The 26,160-nt window shown below is 68.8% G+C and carries 21 protein-coding genes; 12 read left to right on the top strand and 9 right to left on the bottom strand.

Annotation, left to right across the window (positions count from 1 at the left end):
• Positions 1 to 2: 2 nt before the first annotated feature.
• The 4 genes from CRT60_RS30125 to CRT60_RS30110 form a co-directional block, all read right to left on the bottom strand.
• Positions 3 to 215 (bottom strand): SlyX family protein, encoded by a 213-nt coding sequence (locus CRT60_RS30125; protein ID WP_098740124.1) that lies wholly within the window; start codon positions 213 to 215, stop codon positions 3 to 5.
• 76 nt (positions 216 to 291) lie between these two features.
• On the bottom strand, positions 292 to 1,587 hold the full coding sequence (locus CRT60_RS30120) for an Nramp family divalent metal transporter (RefSeq protein WP_098740123.1): 1,296 nt from the start codon (positions 1,585 to 1,587) through the stop codon (positions 292 to 294).
• A gap of 240 nt (positions 1,588 to 1,827) precedes the next feature.
• A complete protein-coding gene (locus tag CRT60_RS30115) occupies positions 1,828 to 4,044 on the bottom strand; it encodes a helicase-related protein (protein ID WP_244592845.1) in 2,217 nt (738 codons plus the stop codon).
• Positions 4,041 to 4,862, bottom strand: coding sequence for a TrmH family RNA methyltransferase (locus CRT60_RS30110; protein WP_244592844.1), 822 nt, complete (start codon positions 4,860 to 4,862; stop codon positions 4,041 to 4,043). Before CRT60_RS30110 ends, CRT60_RS30115 begins: the two co-directional genes overlap by 4 nt.
• Positions 4,863 to 5,206: 344 nt before the next feature.
• Here CRT60_RS30110 and CRT60_RS30105 point away from each other — a divergent pair, with 344 nt between their 5' ends.
• The gene (locus tag CRT60_RS30105) at positions 5,207 to 6,289 is read left to right on the top strand and encodes a patatin-like phospholipase family protein (protein ID WP_098740121.1); all 1,083 of its coding nucleotides are present in this window, start codon (positions 5,207 to 5,209) and stop codon (positions 6,287 to 6,289) included.
• A gap of 3 nt (positions 6,290 to 6,292) precedes the next feature.
• On the opposite strand, the gene CRT60_RS30100 is transcribed toward CRT60_RS30105, so the two are convergent.
• Both CRT60_RS30100 and CRT60_RS30095 read right to left on the bottom strand, forming a co-directional pair.
• Complete coding sequence (locus CRT60_RS30100; RefSeq protein WP_098740120.1) at positions 6,293 to 9,433, bottom strand: efflux RND transporter permease subunit; 3,141 nt, start codon at positions 9,431 to 9,433, stop codon at positions 6,293 to 6,295.
• A gap of 19 nt (positions 9,434 to 9,452) precedes the next feature.
• Positions 9,453 to 10,682 carry an efflux RND transporter periplasmic adaptor subunit gene (locus CRT60_RS30095; protein WP_098740119.1) on the bottom strand — a complete coding sequence of 410 codons (1,230 nt, stop codon included), beginning with the start codon at positions 10,680 to 10,682 and terminating at the stop codon, positions 9,453 to 9,455.
• A gap of 345 nt (positions 10,683 to 11,027) precedes the next feature.
• On the opposite strand from CRT60_RS30095, the gene CRT60_RS30090 reads away from it, so the two are divergent.
• The gene (locus tag CRT60_RS30090; protein ID WP_244592843.1) at positions 11,028 to 12,125 is read left to right on the top strand and encodes a lytic transglycosylase domain-containing protein; all 1,098 of its coding nucleotides are present in this window, start codon (positions 11,028 to 11,030) and stop codon (positions 12,123 to 12,125) included.
• Positions 12,126 to 12,577: 452 nt separating this feature from the next.
• Here CRT60_RS30090 and guaA read toward each other — a convergent pair whose 3' ends face one another.
• Together guaA and CRT60_RS30080 are read right to left on the bottom strand one after the other, a co-directional pair.
• Positions 12,578 to 14,146 (bottom strand): glutamine-hydrolyzing GMP synthase, encoded by a 1,569-nt coding sequence (gene guaA / locus CRT60_RS30085; RefSeq protein ID WP_098740118.1) that lies wholly within the window; start codon positions 14,144 to 14,146, stop codon positions 12,578 to 12,580.
• 37 nt (positions 14,147 to 14,183) lie between these two features.
• The gene (locus CRT60_RS30080; RefSeq protein ID WP_098740117.1) at positions 14,184 to 14,762 is read right to left on the bottom strand and encodes a GNAT family N-acetyltransferase; all 579 of its coding nucleotides are present in this window, start codon (positions 14,760 to 14,762) and stop codon (positions 14,184 to 14,186) included.
• Between the two features lie 291 nt (positions 14,763 to 15,053).
• On the opposite strand from CRT60_RS30080, the gene lptG reads away from it, so the two are divergent.
• From lptG to pdxA, 3 genes are all read left to right on the top strand, one after another.
• A complete protein-coding gene (gene lptG, locus CRT60_RS30075; RefSeq protein WP_098740116.1) occupies positions 15,054 to 16,148 on the top strand; it encodes an LPS export ABC transporter permease LptG in 1,095 nt (364 codons plus the stop codon).
• 205 nt (positions 16,149 to 16,353) lie between these two features.
• Positions 16,354 to 17,814: a peptidylprolyl isomerase gene (locus CRT60_RS30070; protein ID WP_098740115.1), complete on the top strand. Its 1,461-nt coding sequence runs from the start codon at positions 16,354 to 16,356 to the stop codon at positions 17,812 to 17,814.
• Positions 17,811 to 18,839, top strand: coding sequence for a 4-hydroxythreonine-4-phosphate dehydrogenase PdxA (gene pdxA, locus CRT60_RS30065; RefSeq protein WP_098740114.1), 1,029 nt, complete (start codon positions 17,811 to 17,813; stop codon positions 18,837 to 18,839). The genes CRT60_RS30070 and pdxA overlap by 4 nt, the downstream gene beginning before the upstream one ends.
• A gap of 90 nt (positions 18,840 to 18,929) precedes the next feature.
• On the opposite strand, the gene CRT60_RS30060 is transcribed toward pdxA, so the two are convergent.
• Complete coding sequence (locus CRT60_RS30060) at positions 18,930 to 19,532, bottom strand: LabA-like NYN domain-containing protein (RefSeq protein ID WP_098741098.1); 603 nt, start codon at positions 19,530 to 19,532, stop codon at positions 18,930 to 18,932.
• A gap of 307 nt (positions 19,533 to 19,839) precedes the next feature.
• Here CRT60_RS30060 and rpoZ point away from each other — a divergent pair, with 307 nt between their 5' ends.
• The 7 genes from rpoZ (at position 19,840) to rnc (ending at position 25,961) form a co-directional block, all read left to right on the top strand.
• Positions 19,840 to 20,274 (top strand): DNA-directed RNA polymerase subunit omega, encoded by a 435-nt coding sequence (rpoZ, locus tag CRT60_RS30055; RefSeq protein WP_098740113.1) that lies wholly within the window; start codon positions 19,840 to 19,842, stop codon positions 20,272 to 20,274.
• 154 nt (positions 20,275 to 20,428) lie between these two features.
• Positions 20,429 to 22,588 carry a RelA/SpoT family protein gene (locus CRT60_RS30050; protein WP_098740112.1) on the top strand — a complete coding sequence of 720 codons (2,160 nt, stop codon included), beginning with the start codon at positions 20,429 to 20,431 and terminating at the stop codon, positions 22,586 to 22,588.
• 38 nt (positions 22,589 to 22,626) lie between these two features.
• Positions 22,627 to 23,007, top strand: a complete 381-nt coding sequence (locus tag CRT60_RS30045; protein ID WP_098740111.1) for a c-type cytochrome — start codon at positions 22,627 to 22,629, stop codon at positions 23,005 to 23,007.
• Between the two features lie 178 nt (positions 23,008 to 23,185).
• A complete protein-coding gene (locus CRT60_RS30040) occupies positions 23,186 to 23,935 on the top strand; it encodes a pyridoxine 5'-phosphate synthase (RefSeq protein WP_098740110.1) in 750 nt (249 codons plus the stop codon).
• Positions 23,932 to 24,411: a holo-ACP synthase gene (acpS, locus tag CRT60_RS30035; RefSeq protein WP_098740109.1), complete on the top strand. Its 480-nt coding sequence runs from the start codon at positions 23,932 to 23,934 to the stop codon at positions 24,409 to 24,411. Before CRT60_RS30040 ends, acpS begins: the two co-directional genes overlap by 4 nt.
• Complete coding sequence (gene lepB / locus CRT60_RS30030; protein ID WP_098740108.1) at positions 24,408 to 25,175, top strand: signal peptidase I; 768 nt, start codon at positions 24,408 to 24,410, stop codon at positions 25,173 to 25,175. The genes acpS and lepB overlap by 4 nt, the downstream gene beginning before the upstream one ends.
• The gene (rnc, locus tag CRT60_RS30025; protein WP_098740107.1) at positions 25,176 to 25,961 is read left to right on the top strand and encodes a ribonuclease III; all 786 of its coding nucleotides are present in this window, start codon (positions 25,176 to 25,178) and stop codon (positions 25,959 to 25,961) included.
• The last annotated feature ends 199 nt before the right edge of the window (positions 25,962 to 26,160 follow it).

The raw sequence follows: 26,160 nt of genomic DNA, 5'->3' as shown, positions 1-26,160 counted from the left end.
CGTCAATAATGCGGCGGCGGCCGGTCGTCCTGCGGGGAGGCGATGGCGTATTCCGCCGCCTCCATCCGGTCGCGCATGCGCCTCATCTGGGCGGTTAGCCGGTCGATGGTCTGGCCCTGGGCGAAGATGACGTCCGACATCTCCTCCGCCATGCGCTCGTGATGGGCGAGGCGGCTTTCGAGGTCGGCGAGACGTTTTTCGAGGGCGGAATCCATAAGGCACCGGATGAGAAAACGGGGAACGGGCCGCAAGATGGACCATTCCCCGCTCCGGGTCGAGGTGCCTTTCCGCTCACACCATGGCGGTGGTGCCGGCCAGCCAGCCGGACAGGCCGGTCAGCACCAGCACGGTCAGGCTCGCCAGCCGCAGCGTCAGCGGCGCCATCGCCAGCCCGCCCATCAGCTTGTCGTTGCGCAGCAGCAACAGCATCGGGATCAGGATGAAGGGCAGGGTCAGGGCCAGCACCACCTGGCTCAGCACCAGCAGCCCGTCCACCGCGCCATCGCCGGCGCTGCCCAGCACCGCCAGCGCCGGGATCAGCGAGGCGCCGCGGGTGATCAGCGCACGGGTGACCGGACGCAGCCGCAGGTTCAGGAAGCCTTCCGTCACCATCTGCCCGGCCATCGTGCCGGTGGTGGTGGAGCTTTGGCCGGCGGCCAGCAGGGCGATGGCGAAGACCAGGGCGGCGACGCCGCCGATGCTGCTGCCCAACAGGGCGTGGGCGTCCTCGATGCCGGGGGAGGCGCCGGCCGCCGCTCCCTGGAAGGCCACGGCGGCGACCGCCAGGATGGCGCCGTTGACCAGGCCGGCCAGCGCCAGTGCGGTCGACAGGTCGACGGTCAGCCAGCGGGCGGCCTGCCGCCGCTCCTCCGCCGTCTTCACCTCGGCCAGCCTCGCCTGCACCAGACCGGAATGCAGGAACAGATTGTGCGGCATGACGGTGGCGCCGATGATGCCCAGCGACAGGTACAGCATCTCCGGATTGCGGGCCAGCTCGACGCTGGGCATCAGGCCGGCCAGCAGGGCGCCGGGGTCGGGGCGGGCGATTGCCAGCTCCCAGGCGAAGCAGACGACGACCACGCTCATCAGCGCGCCGACCACCAGTTCGGGCGCACGGCCGCGGGCGCCGGGCAGGGCCAGGATGCCGAAGGTCAGCACGGCGGAGATCACCACCCCGGCCATGATCGGGATGCCGAACAGCAGCTTCAGCGCGATGGCGCTGCCCAGCAGTTCGGCCAGATCGGTGGCGATCATCGCCAGTTCCGACACCGCCCATACCAGCATCGCCACCGGCCGCGGGAAGCGCTGGCGGATCAGCCGGGCCAGATCGGTGCCGGTCGCCAGCGTCAGCCGGACGATCAGCCCCTGCAGGAAGATGCCGGCCAGACTGGCGATCAGCACCGCCGACAGCAGGGCGAAACCGAAGCTGGAGCCCGCCGCGATGTCCGTCGCCCAGTTGCCCGGATCCATGTAGCCGACCGCCACCACGAAGCCGGGGCCGAGCATGGTCCAGAACCGGCGCCCCACCGCAGGCGTGCGGGCGGGGGTGGTGACGGTCTCGGCGATGGTGGGGGATGCGGTCTTCACGCCGGTTGCTCCTGAACGGGACGGCCAGAGGCAGGGCCGCCAATGCAACAGTGGCAGGGTCTTTCGATAGCGTCCAATCGACGTTTTCTAACGTGTCGATAGGCGCTCGCTATCGATATGGCGACCGAGCCAAGTCGGGTCCAGTTGAGAACAGCAGAGCGGTCACTTCGTTCGCAGTGCAGCAGTGCCATGCGGGCGAATTTCGCCGGGAACCAATCCCCCGTCGTCATTCCTCCGTCGTCAGCGGCGGCGCGGACCGAAGCGCTTGCGCGGGGCGCCACGGAAGCCGGCTGCCGGCGGCGGCTCGCGGCGGCGGGCGCGCGAGGCCAGCGCTTCGGACAGGCGCTGGCCGATGGCGTCGCGGGCGCTGCGCACCCGGTCGCGGTCGGGCAGGGCGTCCGGGAACTTGCGCGACGCCCAGAAATAGAGGTCGCAGGCGCGCGATGCTGCCTCCAGCACATCGGCGGCCAGCCCGTCGAGCCGCGCCGGGATCAGCCGGCCGAGCGGCAGCCTCTCTCCGGCCTCCACCGCGTCGAGGATAGCGGCGAAGACCTTGGCATCCTCCGCATCCTCCAGATCGGCTGGGGCGAGCAGCAGGTCGAGCCGGGCGGCGAGCGTCAGCCGGCGGGCGTCCAGCATGGGTGCTGCCCGGCGCAGCGCCGACAGGTCGGCCAGCCGGAAGGGGGAGCCGGCGGTGGCGGCGCTGCCGAAGCATTCCACCAGCAGCCGGGTCTCGTCGCTGTCGATGTGGCTGGCAAGGCGGGCCAGCATGGCGCGGGTCGGGCGGACGGGCAGGGGGGCGTCGGCGCGCAGGCGGCGGTCGGGCGCTTCCAGCAGGCGCTTCAGCGCGGCGGGGGTGCCGCGGGCGATGACGCCGAAATGCCCCTCCTCGAACTGGCCGAAACGGCCGGCGCGGCCGGCGATCTGCTTCACCTCGGTGGCGCTCAGCGGCCGGACGCTGCTGCCGTCGAACTTCTCCAGCGCGGTGAACAGCACGCGGCGGCAGGGCAGGTTCAGCCCCATGCCGATGGCGTCGGTCGCCACCACCACATCGGCCTCGCCGGCCAGGAAGCGCGCCGCCTCGCGCCGCCGCACCGCCGGGGCCAGCGCGCCATAGATGGCGGCGACCGACAGGCCCTGGGCCAGCAGCGTGTCGCGGACGCTGTGCACCTCGCGGCGGGAGAAGGCGATCAGCGCGTCGCCGCGCTCCACCTCCGCCCACTCCAGCCGGCGGTCGAGCATCGACAGCGGGGTCTTGCGCTCAAGCTCCACCACCTCCAGCGGCTCGCCGAGATGGGCGGCGGCACGTTCCACCAGCGGCCTGACCTCCGGCGCGCCGAGGATATAGACGGTCTCGGCGGGAACGCCCATCAGCGCGGCGGTCCAGGCCCAGCCGCGCGCCGGGTCGGCCAGCATCTGGATCTCGTCGATCACCGCGACCTCGACCGGCCGGTCGGGGTCCATCACCTCGATGGTGGAGGCAGTGTGGCGGGCGCCGGGGGTGCGGATCTCCTCCTCGCCGGTGATCAGCGTGGTTGGCGTGCCCTCGCCGTTCAGCCGCTCCATCACCTCCAGCGCCAGCAGGCGCAGCGGCGCCAGATAAACCCCGTCGCGCGCCTCGCGCAGCGCCATGATGGCGCGGTGGGTCTTGCCAGAGTTGGTCGGGCCGATCACCAGCACCAGACGGCGGTTCATGCCGCGCGCCACCGGGAACAGCCGCTCGAAGCGGGAGAAGTCGAAATGGCGGTCGACATAGAGCCGGCCACGCCCCTCCGCCCGGTCGCGCCGCCACTGGTCGTACTCGCGGTCCCAGCGGTCGAGCAGTTCGTCGGCGTCGCTGCGGTTGCGGGCGGCCTTGCCCAGCCGGTCGGCGAGGCTGGCGAAGCCCCAATCCGGGTCGTCGCCGGCCCGCTCCGCCAGATCGCGCAGCCGGGCGGCGATGCGGGACAGGGCGTCGTCCAGCGCGGCGCGCAGGGCCGGGTCATGGTCCAGCCGGGCCGACAGCTCGGCATCGGACAGGTCCGACAGCTCCAGCGCGTCGAAGCTGCGGGAGACGTGCAGGCGGATCGCCGGGGACAGGCCGGGCCAGGGCAGCTCGTCGCTGCGCACGGCGCGGACGCGGGTGCGGTCCTCGCAGGAGAGAAGCGCGGTCTGGCTGCCGGCCAGCGCCCGGCGTCCCTGGGCCAGCAGCGCGTCGCGGCGGTGGGCGCGGTCGATGCGGCCGGCGATCTCCAGCAGGATGGCCTCGCGCCGCTCCACGGGGACCAGCAGGTCGCGCTTGCCCTTCGGCAGCGGCAGGCCGAGCGCCACCAGCCCGCGCGTCTCGGCGTCGGTCATCCGCAGCAGGCCGGCAGCCCCCAGCGTCGTCACCTCCGGATGGGCGACGGCGAGGTCATGGATCAGATGCGGGTCGGCGGCCGGCATGCCGGCATCGTCTGTGATGGCGTCGTCTGTCATGGCACCTGTCCGGACGCGATGTGGTGCAGCACGATGCCGCTGGTGGTCGCCACGTTGAGGGAATCGAAATCGCCGGCCATCGGGATGCGGACGCTGCGGGCGCGGGCCAGCAAGGCGGGCGGCAGGCCCGGCCCTTCCGATCCGAACAGCAGGGCGGCGCGACGCGGCGGCGTCAGGGCGGCCAGCATCTCGGCCCCGGCGGGGCTGAGCGCCACCGCCTCGAAGCCGAACCGGTCGAGCAGGGCGAGCGGGTCCTCGCCCACCGCGAGCCTCGCCGTCGGCACCAGCAGGGTCGCCCCCACCGAAACGCGAATCGCCTTGCGGTAGAGCGGGTCACAGCAGCCGGGATCGAGGATCGCCGCATCGGCGCCGAAGGCGGCGGCGTTGCGGAAGATGCCGCCCATGTTGTCGTGGTTGCCGATGCCGAACAGCATCACCACGCGGGCGACCGGGCCGCAGGCACCCAGCAGGTCGGCCACGCTGGGGACACCGGTCTTCTCCCCCACCGCCAGGATGCCGCGATGCAGGGGGAAGCCGGCGATGCGGTCCAGCACGGGCTGGGTGGCGGTGTAGACCGGGGTATCCGCCGGCAGGCCGGCCAGCATCGGCTCCAGCGCCTCCAGCCGCTTCTCGGCGATCAGCAGCGAGCGGGCCCGGTAGCGGGCGGACTGCACGAGGCTGCGCACCACCACCGCCCCCTCGGCGATGAACAGCCCGTCACGGCCGACGAGGTCGCGTTCCCGCACGTCGCGGTAAGGCTCGATGCGCGGGTCTTCGGGATCGGTGATCGGGACGATCTGATAAGGCGGGGTGGGCAAGGGGCAACTCGGCATGTGGGATAGCGTGGGTGCATAAGGCTCCCTCTCCCGCCCCGGGAGAGGGAAGGAGCCCGCCGCGAAGCGGTGGGAAGGGTGAGGGGTGATCCAAGGAACCATGCGCTTCTTGATCCTTGTGCCACCCCTCACCCTCCCCACTTCGTGGGTCCCCTCCCTCTCCCGGGGCAGGAGAGGGCAATTGGTCGGGAGTGTCCGCCTACTTAGTGCATGTGGCGCTGGGTTTCCAATGCCGTTCCCTGCCTGCCTCCATGGGCATACCCCCTTGCCGATGCGGAAGTCTCTTCTCATGTTGCGGTGCAGCATAAGCATTTGGAGACGTGCCGGCGATGACCATGATCCGAAAGCTATGGAACCGTGTGTGCGGCAAGACGACGCCTGCGCCGCGCGCGTGCCCCGCGGAACCGCTGGAACTGTCGGGGCCGGACCCTCTTCTGGCCCTGCCGCCACCCAGGCCGACGCTGGCGCTGGCCTTGCAGGGCGGCGGCGCGCATGGCGCCTTCACCTGGGGCGTGCTCGACCGGCTGCTGGAGGAGGACATCCGGCTGGTCGGGGTCAGCGGGGCCAGCGCCGGGGCGATGAACGCCGCCATGCTGGCCCAGGGCTGGGCACGGGGCGGGTGCGCGGGCGCGCGGGCGGAGCTGGCGACTTTCTGGGAGCGGGTCAGCGCCGCCGGGCGGCTGGGGCCGATCCGGCCGAGCGTGACCGACCGGCTGCTCGGCCGCTGGAACGTCGACCATGCGCCGGGAACCCATATGGTCGATTGGGCACGGCGCTGGGTCAGCCCCTATCGGACGCAATCGGCGGACTTCCACCCGCTGCGCGGCCTGCTGGCCGAGATGGTCGAACCGGAGCTGATCCGGCGGAGCGGGCTGCGGCTGTTCGTCAGCGCCACCAATGTGCGGACCGGAGCCCTGCGGCTGTTCGACGAGACGGAACTGGAGGTCGATCACCTGCTGGCCTCGGCCTGTCTGCCGAGCCTGTTCCGCGCGGTGCGGATCGACGGTCAGGATTACTGGGACGGCGGCTATCTCGCCAATCCGCCGCTGTCGCCGCTGGCGACGGCCTGTCCCGGCGCCGACCTGCTGGTGGTGACGATCAATCCCTTCACCTGTTCGACCACGCCGGAGGACCCGGCCGGCATCGCCGCCCGCCTCAACCAGATCACCTTCAACGCCGCCCTGTTGCAGGAGATGCGCTGCCTGTCCGCCCGCAATGATGCTCCGCGCCTGCACCTGATCGGCGCCGACGAGCATTTGCAGGATCTGGGCCTCTATTCGAAGCTGATGACCGACTGGAGCTTCCTCAACTGGCTGCGCGACGCCGGGCGCGAGGCGGCGGGGCGCTGGGTCGAGGAGAACATGCCGGCCGTCGGCACGGAGAGCTCCGCCCGGTCGCCGGCCCTGGCCTGACGCTCACTCCGCCGGATGCTGCCCCGTCGGATGCTGTTGGGCGTCGGGGTCTGCGTGGGCGAACCAGCGCTTCATCCGGCGCGACAGCCCGTCGAGATAGGTCAGCGCCACCGGCACCACCAGCAGCGTCAGGATGGTGGAGGACAGGAGGCCGCCGATCACCGCATGGGCCATCGGGGCGCGCTGCTGCGCCCCCTCGCCGATGCCGAGCGCCAGCGGCAGCATGCCGAAGATCATCGCGGCGGTGGTCATCACGATGGGGCGCAGGCGGATGATGCCGGCCTCGACCAAGGCGTCGTGCAGGCCGGCGCCGCGCTTGCGCGCCTGGTTGGCGAAATCGACCAGCAGGATGGCGTTCTTGGTCACCAGACCCATCAGCATGATGAAGCCGATGGCGCTGAAGATGTTCAGCGTCGATCCCGCCGCCAGCAGCCCCAGGAACACGCCGACCAGCGACAGCGGCAGCGAGGCCATGATGGCGAGCGGTTGCAGGAAGCTGCCGAACTGCGAGGCGAGGATCAGGTAGATCAGGATGACGGCGAGTGCCAGCGCCTGCATGGCATAGCCGCTGGTCTCGGCGATGTCCTTGGTCGAGCCGCCGAAGACGATGCGGTAGCCGGGCGGCAGCTCGATCTTCGCCAGCGCCGCCTGGAGGTCGCGCCCGGCATCGCCGGCGGCGCGGCCCTGGACGTTGGCCTGGACATTCACCTCGCGTTGCAGGTCGCGCCGGTTGATCTGCGAGGCGCCGAGCGTCGTCACCACCTCCGCCACCTGGGACAGCGGGATCATCCGCGGCGTGCCGTTGGCATCGACCCCGCCGGAGAAATGGATGCGGTCGAGGTCGGCGCGGCCGGCGCGGTCGTCTTCGGGCAGGCGGACCAGCACGTCGTAGCTCTCGCCGTCCGGCGCCTTCCAGCTCGACACCGTGTCGCCGGCGAACAGCGGGCGCAGCGTGTCGGCCACCTTGGCGGTGCCGATGCCGAGGTCGCTGGCGAGATCGCGCTCCAGCCGGACCGCCAGCGTCGGCTTGGCCGCCTTCAGCGTGCTGTCGACATCGACGAAGCCGGGGATGGCGCGCATGGCGCCGATGACGGTCTGCGACAGCCGGTCCAGCTCGGCGATGTCGCGGCCCTGCACCGAGACCTGAATCTGCTTCTGCACGCCGCCGACGCCGGGGATGGCGATGCCGATGGTGACGCCGGGGATGGCCGACAGCCGTTGCCGCAGCAGCGGCGCCAAGTCGTTGGGCGAGCGCTTGCGCTGGTCGATGGGGGTGTAGCGCAGATAGATGCTGCCGCGGTTGTGGCCGATGGAGACGCCGGTGTTGACGGTGCTGTAGGTGTAGGCGATCTCCGGGAACTCGCGGATCGCCGCCTCCACCTGTCTGGTCTTGGCGGTGGTGGTGGCGAGCGACGAGCCGACCGGGGATTCCACCTCGACGATCTGCTCGCCGAGGTCGGCGGCGGGGACGAACTCCACGCCGATGCGCGGCACCAGCAGGAAGCTGCCGAAGAAGATCGCCAGCGCCACGACCACCACCACCCAGCGCCGGCGCAGGCCCCAGCGCAGCAGCCGGCCATAGCCGTGCGAGAGCGCGTCGAAGCCACGCCCGAACCATGCGGCGAAGCGGCCGAAGATCGAGCGGCCATGGCGGCCGTGGGCGGCCGGGTCGTACCAGATGCTGGACAGCATGGGGTCGAGGGTGAAGGACACGAACAGCGAGATCAGCACCGCCGCCGAGACGGTGATGCCGAATTGCAGGAAGAAGCGGCCGATGATGCCGCCCATGAAGGCGACCGGCAGGAACACCGCGACGATGGTCAGGGTGGTCGCCAGCACCGCCAGCCCGATCTCCGCCGTGCCGTCCAGTGCGGCCTGACGGTGGCCCTGGCCGCGGGCGAGGTGGCGCATGATGTTCTCGCGCACGACGATGGCGTCGTCGATCAGGATGCCGATGGCGAGCGACAGCGCCATCAGCGTCATCATGTTCAGCGTGAAGCCCATCGCCGCCAGCATGCCGAAGGTGCCGAGCACGGCGACCGGCAGGGTCAGCGCGGTGATGACCGTGCTGCGCCAGGATCCCAGGAACACCATGACGATCAGGATGGTGAGGATGCCGCCCTCGACCAGCGTTTCCTGCACGTTGCTCAGCGAATTGGTGATGCCGCGCGAACTGTCGCGCACCACCGCCAGCGTCACGTCCGCCGGCAGCGAGCCGTTGGTCCGCAGATCCCGGATCGCCGCATGCAGGCCGCGGGCGACCTCCACCGTGTTGGCGCCCTGGACCTTCACCACATCGACCGCCAGCGCCGGGTTGCCGTTCAGCAAGGCGGCGGAGTCCTGTTCCTCCTGCCCGTCGAGCACTTCGGCGACTTGGGCGAGGCGCACCGGGCTGTTGCCGCGCCGCGCGACGATCAGGTCCAAGAGGTCGCGCGGGTTGCGCACGCGCCCCTCCACCTGCACCACCCGCTCCCGCCCCTGGCCGGAGACGGTGCCGGCGGGCACGTCCTGGTTCTCGTTCGAGACGGTGGCGATCACCTCGTCGACGCCGACGTTGAGGGCTTCCAGTTTTTCCGGCTTCAGGCGGATCAGGATCTGCCGCTTCACCCCGCCGGCGATGGTGGCCTTGCCGACGCCGCGGACATTCTGCAGGCGCTTCAGGATGATCTGGTCGGTCAGCGTGGTGAGGTCGCGCAAGGACCGCAGGTCGGAAGTGACGGCGATGGACAGGATCGGCTGGTCGTCCGGGTTGAAGCGGGTGATCTGCGGGTCCTTCACCTCGTCGCGGAAGGTGGCGCGGATGGCGGAGACCTTCTCGCGCACGTCCTGCAACGCCTGGACCGACGAGGTCTTCAGGTCGAACTCGGCGATCACCACCGACTGCCCCTCGTAGGAGCGCGAGGTCAGCGTCTTGATGCCGGCGATGGTGTTGATCGCATCCTCGACGGGCCGTGTGATGTCGGTCTCCACCGTCTCCGGGCTGGCGCCGGGATAGCTTGTGCTGACCACCACCACCGGGAAATCGACGTCGGGAAACAGGTCGACGCCCAGCCGGTTGTAGGAGAAGAGGCCGAGGACCATCAGCGCCACCATCATCATGGTGGCGAAGACCGGGTTGTCGACGCTGATGCGGGTGATCGGCATGGCGGCTGGTCCGTCCGGGTCAGGTGCCGGCTATCGAGACGCTGCGTCCGGCGGTCAGGCCGGGCAGGTTGCCGGTGACGACGCGGTCGCCCGGCGCCAATCCCTCCACCTGCACCAGATCGCCGCGCGCCCACAGCGCCACCCGCGTGATCGGGCGGCGCACGGTGTGGCCGTCGGCAATCGCGAGGACGAAATCGCCCTGGTCGTCATGGCGGACGGCGACCGGCGGCACGGCGATGGCGCCCGACGCCTGCGCCACCAGAACCTCGCCGCTGGCGAACATGCCGCCGCGCAACGCGCCGTCCTTGTTGTCGATGGTCACATAGACCGGGATGGCGCGCGATCCCGCCCGTGCCATCGGGTTGATGCGGGCGACGCTGCCGGCGAACCCCCGTTCGCCGAAGCCCTCCACCCGCAGGCTGGCGGTCTGGCCGACGGCGAGCCGGGCAACCTGCTCCGCCGGGACGGTCGCCTCGACCTCGACCCGCGACAGGTCGACCACGGTGAACATGGCGGCGTTCACCGCCAGATTTTCCCCCGGATTGACGGCGCGGGTGGCGACCATGCCGTCGATGGGGCTGAGCACCACCGCGTCGCGCAGCGCCTTGCGCGCCAGCTCCACCTGCGCCGCCAGCGCATCGACCTGGGCGCGCTGGAAGCCGAAGCTGCTCTCGGCCTGATCCAGGCTGGTGTCCGAGACGATGTTGCTGCGGTTCAGCGTGCGGTTCTTGGTCAGCGTCTTTTCGGCCAGCACCAACTGGGCACGGGCGCCCTCCAGATTGGCCTGCTTCTCGTTCAGGCGGGCGGTCAGCTCCAGCGTGTCGAAGCGGGCCAGCATGTCGCCGCGGCGGACCGCCTGACCTTCGCGCACAGCCACCTCGGCCAGCCGTGCGGCGACCTCCGCCTTCACCGCCGACTGCTCCATCGGCGAGACCGAGCCGCTGAGCCGGACCGTCTCCGTCAGCGCGCGCGGGGCGACGGCCGTGACCTCCAGCGCGGTCAGCTCCACCGGGCGCTCCGCCGCCGGGCCCGCCGCCGTACCGGCGGGGGTGGGGGAGAGCGATGCCGGATTGCGGGCGCGCCACAGGGCAATGCCGCCGCCCACCGCGAGAAGAACCAGCAGGATCGCCAGCAGCCGGCCGAAGCGCCGGGGCTTGCGGGGCGGGGCGTCTTCCTGCGGCGGCGAGGGTCGCGGCTGCTGCTGCGGCGGCTGCGGAGCCGGCGGGAAGGTCCGTTGAGGGGCGGTCATGATCGTCGATCCAGTTCGGCCGGGCCCGTCCGGTCGGAGCGGCGTCGGTTGAGAGGGCTGCCGGCGCCCTCCATTAGGGGTGGCGTGGATGTTCCGTCAAGGTTCCCGTTGTCGCGCCCTGTGACTGCATGGTGATGTCCGGAGGGAGAGAGAAGATTGGCATAGGGACATTTGCCGAAAATCCTAATTGCCGACCTCTTCACAAGGGATAAATCGGGCATTTTTGAGGCATCTTCGGGACAGGATTCAAGAAACGGCCGTGATGTCGCTTGACAGGCGTGGGCTATACATTGAAAAGCGATCCATCTTTTGTCCCGCCTGCGCCAACAGCACGGAAATCCCCTCGTGGTCAAACGAAACCTCGCGACGATCCACGCCGCCGGAGCACTGCTGTGCCTTGCCCTCGGTCTGGCCGGCTGCGCCTCCGACGCGCCGCAGGTGCAGACGGCTCCGCCGGTCGAATCCGCTGCCTATGTCCCGGATCCGAACGACCCGCTGTCCCGCTGGGTCCCGCACATCCGCGAGGCCTCCCAGCGGTACGACATGCCGGAGAAATGGATCCGCGCGGTGATGATGCGCGAGAGCAATGGCCGGGCGACGACCAACAGCGGCAAGGTTCTGACCAGCTCCGCCGGGGCCATCGGCCTGATGCAGGTGATGCCCGGCACCTATGAGCTGATGCGGGCGAAGTATGGGCTGGGGTCCGATCCATCCGACCCGCACGAGAACATCATGGCCGGCACCGCGTATCTGCGCGAGATGTACGACCTGTTCGGCGCCCCCGGTTTCCTGGCCGCCTACAATTGCGGCCCGGCCTGCTACGCGCAGCATCTGGCCGGCAAGCAGCGGCTGCCGCGCGAGACGAAGATGTATCTGGCGGCGCTGACCCCGGTGCTGCGCGGCACCGGCCCGCGCGAACCGTCGCTGGCGGCCGGCGCCTCGGCCATCGAGGTCGCGGTGGTCCCGGACGACGCGCCGAAGCCGCGCAACGGCCAGTCCGCTCCCTCGCAGCGGTCGGAGCCGGCGCCGGTCGTCGTCGCCGCCGCTCTGGAAACCAGCGCTCCCGAATCCAGCGCCGTCGAGCCGCGGCGGATGGAGCCGCGCCCGGCCGAGCGGAAGGCCGTCGAACCGGCGCCTGCTCCGGCGCCCGCTCCGGTGGTGGTGGCGTCGCTGCCCGAACCGGCGCCCGCCCCTGTCCCGGCCCCCGCGCCCGCGGTGGCCCCGGCGAGGCCGGTGCAGGTCGCCAGCCTCGACCCGGCCCCCGCGACGACGCACCGCGTCAGCCCGCAATTCACCACCCAGGTCGCCGAGGCGCTGTTGCCGCCGCAGTCGGTCGGCAAGGGCGAGCGCGTGGTGATGCGCTTCGTTTCCCAGCGTGCCGACGGCTGCGGCAGCCTCGCCGGCCGCGACCGCGCCTGCGTCGCACTGGCCGACGCGCGTTGACGGGATAAGGCCGCGCGGTCCCGTTCCCCTGCCGTGGGGGGACGGGGCCGCCGCTGTCTTCTTGCCCAGCTTGAACGGAACTATTTTTTGTCCCCTTGCGGTCCGATTTGATCCGCATCACTTACGGATCGCCTCGCCACTGGCATAACGGTGAGATGGACCGGTTCGAACACACATCCAGCCCATATCCTCCCTGCTCCTGTTGCGGCGAAGAGGTGCTGCTCGGCGAACCCATGTACTGGACGCCGGAGCGTCCGGGCCGTGTCTGGCACGACCTGTGCGCGCAGAGGGAGGGCCTGCTTCCGGCAGCCCCCAAGCCTGTCCGCGGCAAGCGGCGCGGCCCCAGGACGCGGACGGTCGAATCGCTGTTCTGAACGACATCCGGGCCGGCAAAAGAAAAGGAGCGGTTTCCCGCCCCTTTGTCTTTCACCGGCGAAGCGTTTCCGCCCGCCTCATTCCCACTCAATCGTCCCCGGCGGCTTCGACGTGATGTCGTAGACCACGCGGTTGACGCCGCGGACCTCGTTGACGATGCGGTTGGACACGCGCGCCAGGAAGTCGTGGGGGAAGGGGTACCAGTCGGCGGTCATGCCGTCGGTGGAGGTCACCGCGCGCAGTGCCAGCACATGGTCGTAGGTGCGGCCGTCGCCCATCACGCCGACGGTGCGGACCGGCAGCAGCACGGCGAAGGCCTGCCAGATCGCGTCGTAGAGGCCGGCGTTGCGGATTTCCTCCAGATAGACCGTGTCGGCCTTGCGCAGGATCTCCAGCTTCTCCGGGGTGATCTCGCCGGGGATGCGGATGGCGAGGCCCGGGCCGGGGAAGGGATGGCGGCCGATGAAGGCCGGCGGCAGGCCAAGCTCGCGGCCGAGCGCGCGGACTTCGTCCTTGAACAGTTCGCGCAGCGGCTCGACCAGCTTGAGCTTCATCCGCTCCGGCAGGCCGCCGACATTGTGGTGCGACTTGATGGTGACCGACGGGCCGCCGGTGAAGGAGACGCTCTCGATCACGTCGGGGTAGAGCGTGCCCTGGGCCAGGAATTCCGCACCGCCGACCTTTGCGCTCTCCTCGTCGAAGACCTCGATGAACAGGCCGCCGATGATCTTGCGCTTCTGCTCCGGGTCGGTGACGCCGGCCAGCTTGCCCAGGAACAGGTCGGCCGCCTCGCGGTGGACCAGCGGGATGTTGTAGTGGTCGCGGAACAGCCGCACGACCTCTTCCGACTCGCCGGCCCGCATCAGGCCGGTGTCGACGAAGATGCAGGTCAGCTGGTCGCCGATGGCCTCGTGGATCAGCACGGCCGCGACCGACGAATCCACGCCGCCCGACAGGCCGCAGATCACCTTGCCGGTGCCGACCTGGGCGCGGATCTTCTCGATGGCCTGTTGCTTGAAGGCGGCCATCGTCCAGTCGCCCTCGATGCCGGCGACGCGGTGGACGAAGTTCGCCAGCAGCTGGGCGCCGTGCGGGGTGTGGACCACCTCCGGGTGGAACTGCACGCCGTACAGGCGGCGCTGGTCATCGGCGATGGCGGCGAAGGGGGCGCCGTCGCTGACCGCCACGGCGCGGAAGCCGGGCGGCAGCGCGGTGACGCGGTCGCCGTGGCTCATCCACACCTGTTCCTTCGACCCGATGTCCCACAGCCCGTCGAACAGGGCGCAGGGCTCCTTGATCTCGATGAAGGCGCGGCCGAACTCGCGGTGGTCGGACCCGGACACGGTGCCGCCCAGCTGGTGGCACATCGTCTGCTGGCCGTAGCAGATGCCGAGAACCGGAACCTTCAGGTCGAACACCGCCTGCGGCGCGCGCGGGCCGTTCGCCTCGGTGACGGAGGCCGGGCTGCCCGACAGGATGATCGCCTTCGGATCGTAGTCGCGGATGCGCTCGTCGCTCATGCCGAAGGGGTGGATTTCGCAATAGACACCGCTCTCGCGCACACGGCGGGCGATGAGCTGGGTCACCTGCGACCCGAAATCGAGAATGAGGACGCGTTCGGCGGAAAGGGAGGCGGCGCTGGACATCGGCGAATCCTGATGCGTGGGGACTCAAGTCCCCTCACTACCGCACCTCCGGCCCCGCCGACAAGCGTGCAAGCGGCGTCAGGTCGCGCCAGCCATAGGCGATTTCCACCAGATCGCTGCCGGCGAAGCGGATCGGCCGCTCCGCCACCTTGATCCCGCCCAACCTTTCGTAGAACCAGCGCGAGGGGTTGTCGCGCAGGCACCAGACCGCCGCGGAGCGGATGCCGGCGGCCAGGAAACAGTCGGCCATCGCCGCCATCAGCCGCCGCCCGATGCCGTAACCCTTTGCATCGTCTAGCAAATAAAGCGCATGGAATTCGCCCGCATGCCCCTCCACCTTGACCCGGCGCGTGCCGAAGGAGGCGATGCCGACGATGGTGCCGGGAGCGGCGATCCGGCCGGTGACATCCACCGCGACGAAGGCGCCCTGGCCGGGGCCGCGCGTCTCGGCGATGGCTGCCCAGCGCTGGGCGGCGGCCGGCTCCGACAGGTTGACCAGGAACTGCGCCGGGATCAGCCCGGGATAGGTGGAGCGCCAGCTTTGCACATGGACGCGGGCCATGCCGGCGGCGTCCGACCCGCGTGCCTGGCGGATTGCGACCGTGGTGTCCGTCATCGACCGACCCTCCCATACAGCCTCTCTCCAACAGTTTGGAGTGCCGGTGCAGGAAGTCCAGACGGAAAAGGAGGGAGACGCACGATGCCGTCGATAGGCTTGCGGGCGCCCGGCCTCGGCCCCTGCTGCGGCTTCGGCCTCGGCTTCGGTTGTCATCGCGGCGCAACAGAGGTAAACAGCGGGACTTGTTCCGGCGGGGGCCCGCACCGATCCTTATCGGTCGGGGCCGCGCCAGCCCGTCCCAGGCGCCATGGCGGCGCTGCGGGCGGGGCTCCGGAGACCGGACACCGCATGTATTCCTCGCCTACGCTTTCCCGCTACATCGGGCGGCAGTTCGTCGTGTGGTTCTGCCTGCTGATGGTGATCCTGCTCGCCATCGTGCTGCTGCTGGACACGGTGGAGCTTCTGCGCCGCGCCGGCACCAAGCCCCACGTCACCTTCGGGCTGGTGGTGGAGATGGCGCTGCTGAAGCTGCCGGAGATCGGGCAGCAGATCTTCCCCTTCGTCGTCCTGTTCGCGGGCATGTTCACCTTCTGGCGGCTGACGCGCAGCGCCGAGCTGGTGGTCGCCCGCGCGGTCGGCGTGTCGGCCTGGCAGTTCCTGATGCCGGTGATGTTCGCCGCCGCCGCCATCGGCGTGGTGAAGGTGACGCTGATCAACCCGGTCGGCGCCGTCTTCATCGCCAAGTACGAGCAGTTGCAGGACCGCTATCTCAAGCTCCAGTCCAGCACGCTGAACATCTCGCGCTCCGGCCTCTGGCTGCGCCAGACCAACGAGAACGAGCAGTTCTTCATCCATTCGGAGCTGGTGAACCCGGTGACCTTCGAGCTGTCGAACGTCATCGTCTTCCTGTTCGACGCCGACCAGACCTATCTGGGCCGCGTCGATGCGCCCAGCGCCGTGCTGAAGGACCGCAAGTGGGAGTTGCAGGAGGCGATCCTGAACCGGGCCAAGAAGGATCCGGAGAAGCTGGACAGCTACACCATCCCCACCGAACTGGACATGGCGACCATCGAGGAGAGCTTCGCCCCGCCGGAGACCATCTCCTTCTGGGAGTTGCCACGCTTCATCCACACGCTGGAGACCACCGGTTTCCCGGCCGTGCGCCACCGGCTGCATTACCAGTCGCTGCTGGCCCAGCCCTTCCTGTTCCTGGCGATGGTGCTGTTCGCCGCGGCCTTCTCGCTGCGGCTGCCGCGCCGCGGCGGCACCATGGCGATGGTCACCGGCGGCGTGCTGACCGGCTTCGTGCTGTTCGTGATGACCGACGTGGTCCGCACCTTCGGCATGTCGGAAACCATTCCCATCCTCATGGCCGCCTGGAGTCCCGCCGGCATCAGCCTGCTGCTGGGCATCGCCGCCCTTCTGCATCTGGAAGACGGCTGACCGAACGGCTGCCGGGAAGGGGGGCCGGGACGGGACGGCGCGAAGGAACGGGGGTGGGACCATTCGCCGCAAAGCGGGCGGTTATCGCCATCGGTCATAATTCCGCCCACTTGGTTTAGCACTGGATTGCAGGGGCCGATTCCGTTTGCAAGGGGCACCGGCCCCACCGTAATAACGGGCGACCCGTTTTTGGAGCTTGAGCAGCATGTCGAGTTTGCGAGCCGTCCGGACCACCGTCGCCGTGGCGACCGCCTGTGCGCTTCTGGCCATGCCCGCCGTGGCGCAGTCCAGCAAGGCTGCCGCCGGCGCCGCCGCGCCGCGGACGGGGGACGAGAGCACGCGTCAGGCCCGCGCGCCGGGGTCGGAAGGCATCGCTGCGGTGGTGAATGACGAGGTCGTTTCGGTTTCGGACGTCAATGCCCGCATCCGCATGGCGCTGCTGAACGCCGGCGCCGCCGCCAATCCGGAGACGACCAAGCGGCTGATGCCGCAGGTGATGCGCCTGCTGATCGACGAGCGCCTGCAGATGCAGGAGGCCAAGCGCCAGGGCGTCACCGTCTCGGCGTCGGAGATCGACGATGCCGTCAAGCGCATCGCCGAGCAGAACCGCATGAACGGCCAGCAGCTCCAGGAGATGCTGAAGCGCCAGAACGTGCCCTATTCCACCCTGAAGGACCAGATCCGCGCCCTGCTCGCCTGGCAGAAGGTGATGCAGCGCCGCATCCGCCAGGAAGTCGTGGTCGGCGAGGACGAGGTCGATGCCGCGATGGAGCGGCTGAAGGCCAACATCGGCAAGCCCGAATATCTGGTCGCCGAGATCTTCCTGGCGGTGGACAGCCCCGACCAGGACGACGAGGTGCGCCGCAACGCCGAGCGTCTGGTGGAGGAGGTGAAGCGCGGCGGCAATTTCGCAGCGCTCGCCCGCCAGTTCTCGCAGTCCGCCGGTGCCGCGTCGGGCGGCGACCTGGGCTGGGTGCGCAGCGGCGAGCTGTCGCCGGAGGTGGACAAGGCACTGTCGGGCATGCGCGGCGGCCAGCTGTCGTCGCCGGTCCGCACGGCGACCGGCTACCACATCATGCTGGTGCGCGGCCAGCGGCCGTTCGGCAGCAGCGGCGGCGAGACGCCGATGCCGGTCGCCCGGCCGGCCGCACCCCGTCCGCAGCCGCGGCCGGACGTGGCCAAGGCCACGGTCAACATGAAGCAGATCATTCTCCCGATCGAGTCCAAGGAACAGGCCAAGTCGGTCAAGGAACAGGCTGAAAAGCTGCGCAAGTCGATCAAGAGCTGCTCCGATTTCCAGGCCCGCGCCAGGGAGACCGGCATGCCGGAATCGGGCGACATGGGCACCATGCGGGTCAAGGACATGGCCCCCGGCCTGCAGAATCTCGCGCTCGGCATCCCGCTCGGCCAGGCCAGCCCGGTGCTGATGAGCCCGGCCGCCGCGGTGATCCTGATCGTGTGCAAGCGCGACATGCCGATGATCCAGCCGCCGCCGGAAGCCCAGCCGGCCCCGCCGCCGCCGCCGGCCCCGACTCCCATCCAGGAGGCCAAGCTGCCCGGCCGCGACGAGATCGAGCGCGAGCTGATCAGCGAGCGGGCGGAGCTGCTGTCGCGCCGGTATCTCCGCGACCTGCGCCGCACCGCCTTCATCGAGACCCGCCTGTGACCGCCGCCCCGCCGAACGACCTGCCGCTGGCCCTGACCATGGGGGAGCCGGCCGGCGTCGGCGGGGAGATCGGCTTGAAGGCGTGGCTGGCCCGCGACGAGGCCGGCCTGCGGCCCTTCGTCATTCTGGACGACCCCGCGAGGCTGGCCGCGCTGGCGGCCTCGCTTGGGCTGCCGGTGCCGGTGCGGGCCGTCGCGTCTCCGCAGGAGGTGGCGGCCTTGTTCGGCCGCGCCCTGCCGGTGCTGGCGGTCACGCTCGGCAACCCGGTCGTCGCCGGCCGGCCCGATCCGGCCAACGGTGCCGCGGTGATCGCCAGCATCGACCGGGCTGTGGCGCTGGTGCAGGGTGGGCAGGCCGCGGCCGTGGTCACCAACCCGATCCAGAAATCGTCGCTCTACGCCGCCGGTTTCCGCCATCCCGGCCACACCGAATATCTGGCCCACCTCGCCGGGCTGGCCGACGAGCCGATCATGATGCTGGCCGCGGCCGATCTGCGGGTGGTGCCGGTGACCATCCATGTGTCGGTGCGCGATGCGGTGAACCAGCTGACCACCGAGGCCATCGTCCATGCCGGCCGGGTCACCGCGGCATCGCTGGCGCGCGACTTCGGCATCGAGCGTCCGCGGCTGGCCGTCGCCGGCCTCAACCCGCATGCGGGGGAGGGCGGGGCGATGGGGCGTGAGGAGATCGACATCATCGAGCCCGCCATCGCGACGCTGCGCGCCGACGGCATCGACGTGTCCGGGCCGCGTCCGCCCGACACCATGTTCCATGCCGCCGCGCGGCGCGGGTATGACGCGGCACTGTGCATGTACCACGACCAGGCGCTGATCCCGGTGAAGACGGTGGATTTCGACAGCGGCGTGAACATCACGCTGGGCCTGCCCTTCGTCCGCACCTCTCCCGACCATGGGACGGCGCTGGACATTGCGGGCACCGGCAAGGCCAACGCGACCAGCCTGATCGCGGCGCTGAAGACGGCCGACCGGATGGCGCGGAACCGGCAACGGACAGCCGGTCCTTAAAGCCTGAATACGGAAGCCCCCAAACGAAAAAGGAGCGCCGGGTGCGCTCCTTTTTTCATGCCGTCTGCTATTGCTTTCCGACCCGTGCCGTCAGCCCCGGTCATCGGGATCGTACATGGTCGGGCCGCCCTGCTGGTCGTGGTGGGAGGGCATCTGATCGCGGTGATGGTGGGTACGGGCGATGAAGGGCGCCAGCTCCTGCAACTCGATGAAATTGTCGGCCTGCCGGCGCAACTCGTCGGCGACCATCGGCGGCTGCGAGCGGACGGTGCTGACGACGCTGATGCGGACACCCTTGCGCTGCACGGCCTCCACCAGCCGGCGGAAGTCGCCGTCGCCGGAGAACAGCAGGATGTGGTCGACATGATCGGCCATCTCCATCACGTCGATGGCCAGCTCTATGTCCATGTTGCCCTTGATCTTGCGCCGGCCCGACGCGTCGGTGAACTCCTTGGTCGGCTTGGTCACCATGGTGTAGCCGTTGTAGTCCAGCCAATCGACCAGCGGGCGGATCGGGGAGTATTCCTGATCTTCGACAAGGGCGGTGTAATAGAAGGCGCGCATGAGCCGGCCCTCCCCGGCGAAGCCGTCACGCAACCTTTTGTAATCAATATCGAAGCCAAGTGAACGTGCCGCGGCATAGAGGTTGGCGCCATCGATAAAAAGTGCGAGACGTTCTTCCTTGTAAAACAACTTGCTGACATCACGGGGCAAAGTCGAATTGCGGTCCAATGCCAGGATCCTTCCATCGCTGCTTGTTGAAAATGTATTGGAACATGCGCAAAAGCTCGCGTTCCAATTTTGAAATCTAGTGTATTGTGGGCAAACATACAAGAGGCAGGGATTGCCGACTATCCCAGGGCGTCGGGCCGGATGGATATTGAGCTTGCAAGCGGGGTGTTCCCCCGACGCAATGCAGCAACGCTGTCGTTCGCGCTTGCACCTATCGGGCCACATCCATATAGTCTAGAGCCTCCTATGAATCCGGAGTTCGTCTGGCATGGCCCGCGTTACCGTTGAAGATTGCGTCCTGAAGGTTCCGAACCGTTTCGAGCTGGTCATGATGGCTGCCCAGCGCGCCCGCGAAGTCGCGAGCGGCGCCCCGCTGTCGATCGACCGCGACAACGACAAGAATCCGGTCGTGGCGCTCCGCGAGATCGCGGACGAGACGGTGTCGCTGGAGTATCTGAAGAATGCCCTGATCAAGGGCCACCAGAAGCATGTCGAACCGGACGAGCCCGAGGAAGAGATCGTCGAGCTGATGGCCGGCGAGAATGACTGGGCCGCCCGCGGCAACAACTCGCTGGGCGACGAAGACGGCATGAGCGAGAGCGACGGCGAAGAGTTGACCGAGGAAGACGACGTCGCAGCCGACATGGATGCGGAGCCGGGCGCCGGTTTCGCCATGACCGAGGATCCCGACGGAGACCTCTGATCCTGGACAACGACCGCAGGACCCGGAGGGGGCGCAACGCCCCCTCGCCGCAGAGAAGGGTAGGGGGCATCCTGCTCCCCTTCGGTTCGAACGGAACCGCCCTCGGAAACGTCACGAACATTTTTGAGGCGCCGCGTGCGCCGGGTCGGGCCGCATGATCCGGCAGTACGAGCTTGTCGAGCGCGTCAAGGCGTATGATCCCTCCGCCGACGAGGATCTGCTCAACCGCGCCTACGTCTTCTCGATGAAGGCGCACGGGTCGCAGACGCGCGCGTCGGGCGATCCCTATTTCCTCCATCCGCTGGAGGTCGCCGGCATCCTCACCCAGATGAAGCTGGACGCCGGCACCATCGCCACGGCGCTGCTTCACGACACGGTCGAGGACACCGTCGCCACGCTCGAAGACATCGAGCGGATCTTCGGCAAGGAAATCGCGCGTCTGGTCGACGGCGTCACCAAGCTGTCGCGGCTGGAACTGAACAGCGAACAGGCCAAGCAGGCGGAGAATTTCCGCAAGCTGGTCATCGCCATGTCGGAGGACATCCGTGTCCTGCTGGTGAAGCTGGCCGACCGGCTTCACAACATGCGCACGCTGTACCACCTGAAGAAGCCGGAAAAGCGCCGCCGCATCGCCCGCGAGACCATCGAGATCTATTCGCCCTTGGCCGAACGCATCGGCATGCACAAGATCAAGGACGAGCTGGACGATCTTGCCTTCGCGGAACTGAACCCCGACGCGCGCGACAGCATCCTGGCCCAGCTGGCCCGCCTGCGCAGCGAGGGCGAGAACCGCGTCCAGACCATCATCACCGAACTGCGCGAGCTGCTGGCCTCCGAAGGGCTGCCCGACGTGTCGGTGTCGGGGCGCGAGAAATCCGCCTATTCGATCTGGCGCAAGCTGCAGCGCAAGAATGTCAGCTTCGAACAGCTGTCCGACATCATGGCCTTCCGCATCACGGTCGGCTCGGTCGGCGAATGCTATCAGGCGCTCGGCGTGGTTCACGCGCATTATCCGGTCGTGCCGGGGCGATTCAAGGACTACATCTCCACGCCCAAGCCCAACGGCTACCGCAGCCTGCACACCGGCGTGATCGGTCCCGGCCGCAACCGGATCGAGGTGCAGATCCGCACCCAGGACATGCACGAGATCGCCGAGCTGGGCGTGGCCGCCCACTGGGCCTACAAGCAGGACCACCAGCCGCGCCCGAACGGCGGCGAATACCGCTGGCTGCGCGAGCTGCTGGACATCCTGGAGCATGCGCAGAAGCCGGAAGAGTTCCTGGAGCACACCAAGCTGGAGCTGTTCCAGGACCAGGTGTTCTGCTTCACGCCGAAGGGCGACCTGATCGCGCTGCCGCGCGGGGCGACGCCGGTCGACTTCGCCTATGCCGTCCACTCGCAGGTCGGCGACCATTGCGTCGGGGCGAAGATCAACGGCCGCATGCTGCCGCTGCGCACCCAGCTGCAGAACGGCGATCAGGTCGACATCGTCACCTCCAAGGCGCAGACGCCGGTTCCGGGCTGGGAACGCTTCGTCGTCACCGGCAAGGCGCGCGCCCGCATCCGCAAGTTCCTGCGCACCCAGCAGCGCGCCCAGTACATGGAACTGGGCCGCGGCATGCTGATGCGGCAGTTCAAGTCGGAAGGCTACGAATTCACCGAAAAGGCGCTGGAGGCCGCCACCAAGATCTTCCAGCAGCCGACGGTGGACGATCTGATGGCCGGCGTCGGCTCCGGCCTGCATTCGGTCCGCGAAGTCTTCCACGCCGTCTTCCCCGGCCACAAGGCCCAGGCCGCTCCCGCCGTCCGCGAGCTGGAAGAGAGCGCGCCGAAGCCCAAGGCCAAGGCCCGCAAGGAATCGGCGCTGCCGATCCGCGGGCTGATCCCGGGCATGGCGGTCCATTACGCCCGCTGCTGCCACCCGCTGCCGGGCGACCGCATCGTCGGCATCGTCACCACCGGCAAGGGCGTGACGATCCACACCATCGACTGCGAAACGCTGGAAAGCTTCCATGAATCGCCGGAACGCTGGATCGACGTGTCGTGGGAGACCGGCCCGGATTCGCCGGAGGAGCATGTCGGCCGCATCAGCGTCGTCATCGCCAACGAACAGGGCTCGCTCGGCACGCTGTTCACGGTGATCGGCAAGAACCAGGGCAACGTCATCCATCAGAAGATCACGAACCGCAGCACCGATTATTTCGAGCTGCTGATCGACATCGACGTGAAGGATGCCAAGCACCTGACCAACATCATGGCGGCCCTGCGCGCCACCCCGGCCATCCATTCGGTGGAGCGGGCGCGGGGGCGGTGACGCTCCCGCTATGATGGTGTGCGATGGGAGAACAGGACATGCGGCTCGATAGGCTGCTCCTGCCGGTTTCGGTTGCGGCCTTATGCATGACGTCGCTTCACGGTGCCTACGCGGACAACGGGGAAAAGTTGTTCATGGAGCGATGCGCCATGTGCCACGGGGCGGACGCGAAAGGCTCAGGTCCGTTGGCGGGCAAAAGCAACCCTCCGACCCCCGATCTGACGACGGCGGCCTTCCGGAAGCGCCTGGCCGACTATCCCGGCGTCATCGTGTCGTCGGTCATCCTGCGGCCAAACGGGGATCTGATCCCGAGAACGTTGAAGGATAACGGCTACCGGCTCCCGCCGCACGCCTGGACCGTCAAGGATTTCCGCGATCTGAACGAGTATCTGAGCGGCGTGATCCACAGGTCGAACTAAGAAAAATTCGCCGGGATCGCCGGTCCCGCCATCCGGTCGGGCAGGGGCGGAGACGGTAAATTCCCTGTCATCCGCGATTGCGTCGGTCGGTTCGGCGTGACGGATGGCGGACGCACCGCTATATAGACGGAATCGCCCCCGCCCGTTCCGGCGGGCGGCGGCGCTTTGGAGTCCTTGCATGTCCCGTCCTCTCCGCCTCGGCGTGAACATCGACCATGTGGCGACCGTCCGCAACGCACGCGGCGGGGCGCATCCCGATCCGGTGCGCGCGGCGAAGCTCGCCATCGAGGCCGGTGCCGACGGGATCACCGCCCATCTGCGCGAGGATCGCCGCCACATCGTGGATCGCGACATCGAACGGCTGATGGCCGAGATCGACCGTCCGCTGAACTTCGAGATGGCGGCGACCGACGAGATGCTGGGCATCGCGCTCAGCCACAAGCCGCACGCCGCCTGCCTCGTCCCGGAAAAGCGCACCGAGGTGACGACCGAAGGCGGGCTGGACGTGATCGGCCAGTACGACCATCTGGTCCGCCCGGTCGGCGAGCTGGGTGCCGCCGGCATCCGCGTCTCGCTGTTCATCGATCCGGAGCTGGCGCAGCTCGACGCCGCCAAGCGCCTCGGCGCCCCGGTGGTGGAACTGCACACCGGCGCCTATTGCGATGCCCACAGCCCGGCGGAGCGCGAGGCGGAACTGGCGCGCATCGTCCGCGCCGCTGCCCATGCCGAGGCGATCGGGCTGGAATGCCATGCCGGCCACGGCCTCAGCTACGACACCGTCGGTCCAGTGGCGGCGATCCAGACCATCGTCGAACTGAACATCGGCCATTTCCTGATCGGCGAAGCGATCTTCGTCGGCCTGACCAACTCCATCGCGCGCATGCGCAAGGCCATGGACACGGCGCGCGCCGCCGGAATGCCGGCATGACGATGTCCGGCACCATCCTCGGCATCGGCAACGACCTGATCGACATCCGGCGGGTCGAGAAGTCGCTGGAGCGCTTCGGACAGCGTTTCATTGACCGCATCTTCACCGATGTCGAGCAGGCCAAGTCCGAACGCCGCGCCGGCTCCGCCGCGAAGAACAACGCGCGGGCCTCCACCTACGCCAAGCGCTTCGCCGCCAAGGAAGCCTGCTCCAAAGCGCTGGGCACCGGTTTCCGCGACGGGGTGTTCTGGCGTGACATGGGGGTGGTGAACCTGCCCTCCGGCCAGCCGACGATGCGGTTGACCGGTGGCGCGCTGGCCCGGCTGGAGGCGATTACGCCGCCGGGCATGCGCGCGAAAATCCATGTGACGCTGACCGACGAATACCCGATGGCGGAAGCGTTCGTCGTCATCAGCGCCGAGCCCATCCAGTCCGAAATGCCCGAAACGCCCACCGAAACGGCGACCCCAGAATGACCTTTCAGAAAGAAACGGCGCCCACCGCCAAAGCCAAGGAATCCGGGTTCGCCGAAACCGTGAAGACGGTGATCTTCGCCGTGCTGATCGCCTTCGGCGTGCGGACCTTCGCCTTCGAGCCGTTCAACATCCCGTCGGGCTCGATGATCCCGACGCTGCTGATCGGCGATTACCTGTTCGTGTCGAAGTTCAGCTACGGCTACAGCAAATACACCGTCGGCTTCGGCCTGCCGCTGTTCGAGGGCCGCATCTTCGGCTCCGAGCCGGAGCGGGGCGACGTGGCGGTGTTCAAGCTGCCGCGTGACAACAAGACCGACTACATCAAGCGGGTGATCGGCCTGCCGGGCGACACCGTCCAGATGATCGGCGGCATCCTGCACATCAACGGCCAGCCGGTGAAGCGGGAGCGGATCGAGGATTACGTGACCACGGATTCGCTGGGCCGCAGCATCCGCACGGCGCAGTTCATCGAAACGCTGCCCAACGGCCGCACCCACCGGATCATCGAGGAGTCGGACAACGGCCCGCTCGACAACACGCCGGTGTTCAAGGTGCCGCCCGGCCATCTGTTCATGATGGGCGACAACCGCGACAACTCGCTGGACAGCCGCGTGCCGTCGCAGGTCGGGTTCGTTCCCATCGAAAACATGGTCGGCCGCGCCGAATTTCTGTTCTTCTCGCTCGACGAAGGCACGCGCTTCTACGAAATCTGGCGCTGGCCGGTCGATCTGCGCTTCAGCCGTCTGTTCAACGGAGTCCGGTAAGTGTCCACCGTCACCAAGGCGCCCGCTGATCTGGGCGCCGGCTCCGACATCCAGCCCGATGGCGCCGCCCGGTCCGCGGACGTCGCCAGCCTTGCGCAGGCGCTGGGGTATCAGTTTTCCGACCCGTCGCTCCTGCACGATGCCGTCACCCACCCCAGCCTGATGGGTCTGGAGCGGACCGGCCGCAAGGGGCACAAGGGGCCGGGCATCGCCTATGAGCGGCTGGAGTTCCTGGGCGACCGCGTCGTCGGGCTGGTCGTCGCGCAATGGCTGCTGGAACGCTATCCGAACGAGCGCGAGGGTGCGCTGGCCAAGCGGCATGCCGCGCTGGTGCGCCGCGAATCGCTGGGCCGCGTCGCCGACGCCATCGGGCTGGGCGCCTATCTGCGCCTGTCGCCGGCGGAAGCGCAGAGCGGCGGGCGGGAGAACCGCACCATCCTGGGCGACGCCTGCGAGGCGGTGCTGGGCGCCATGTATCTCGATGGCGGGCTGGAGCCGGTGACGCGCTTCGTCCGGCAGGCGCTGGCCGGCGAGATCGACAAGGCGACGCCGCCGCCGCTGGACAGCAAGACGACGTTGCAGGAATGGGCGCAGGGCCGCGGCAAGCCGCTGCCCCGCTATGAACTGATCGAACGCAGCGGCCCGGCGCACGAGCCGCTGTTCGTGGTTGCGGTGCATGTCGAGGGCATGGATCCGGTCTCCGGCTCCGGGTCCTCCAAGCGCATCGCGGAAAAGAAGGCGGCCAGCGCATTGCTGCGCCAGGTGGGAGTGCAAGTCGATGACTGACGGTCGCGACGACATCGACAAGACGAAGATCCAGCCCGGTTCCGAAGCTGCGGAGCCGACTCCGGAGCCCGTGCCGGACGACGAGCCGCTCGAGGACGCCGATCCCGAGGGCGAGGATGCCGCAGAGGACGTTGAGGGCGACTTCGACGACGAAGAGGACGGCGAATACGAGGACGACGAGTACGAGGACGATGAGGAC

This window comes from Azospirillum palustre, from assembly GCF_002573965.1.
GTDB lineage: Bacteria > Pseudomonadota > Alphaproteobacteria > Azospirillales > Azospirillaceae > Azospirillum > Azospirillum palustre.
This window is presented reverse-complemented; position numbering and strand designations above follow the sequence as displayed.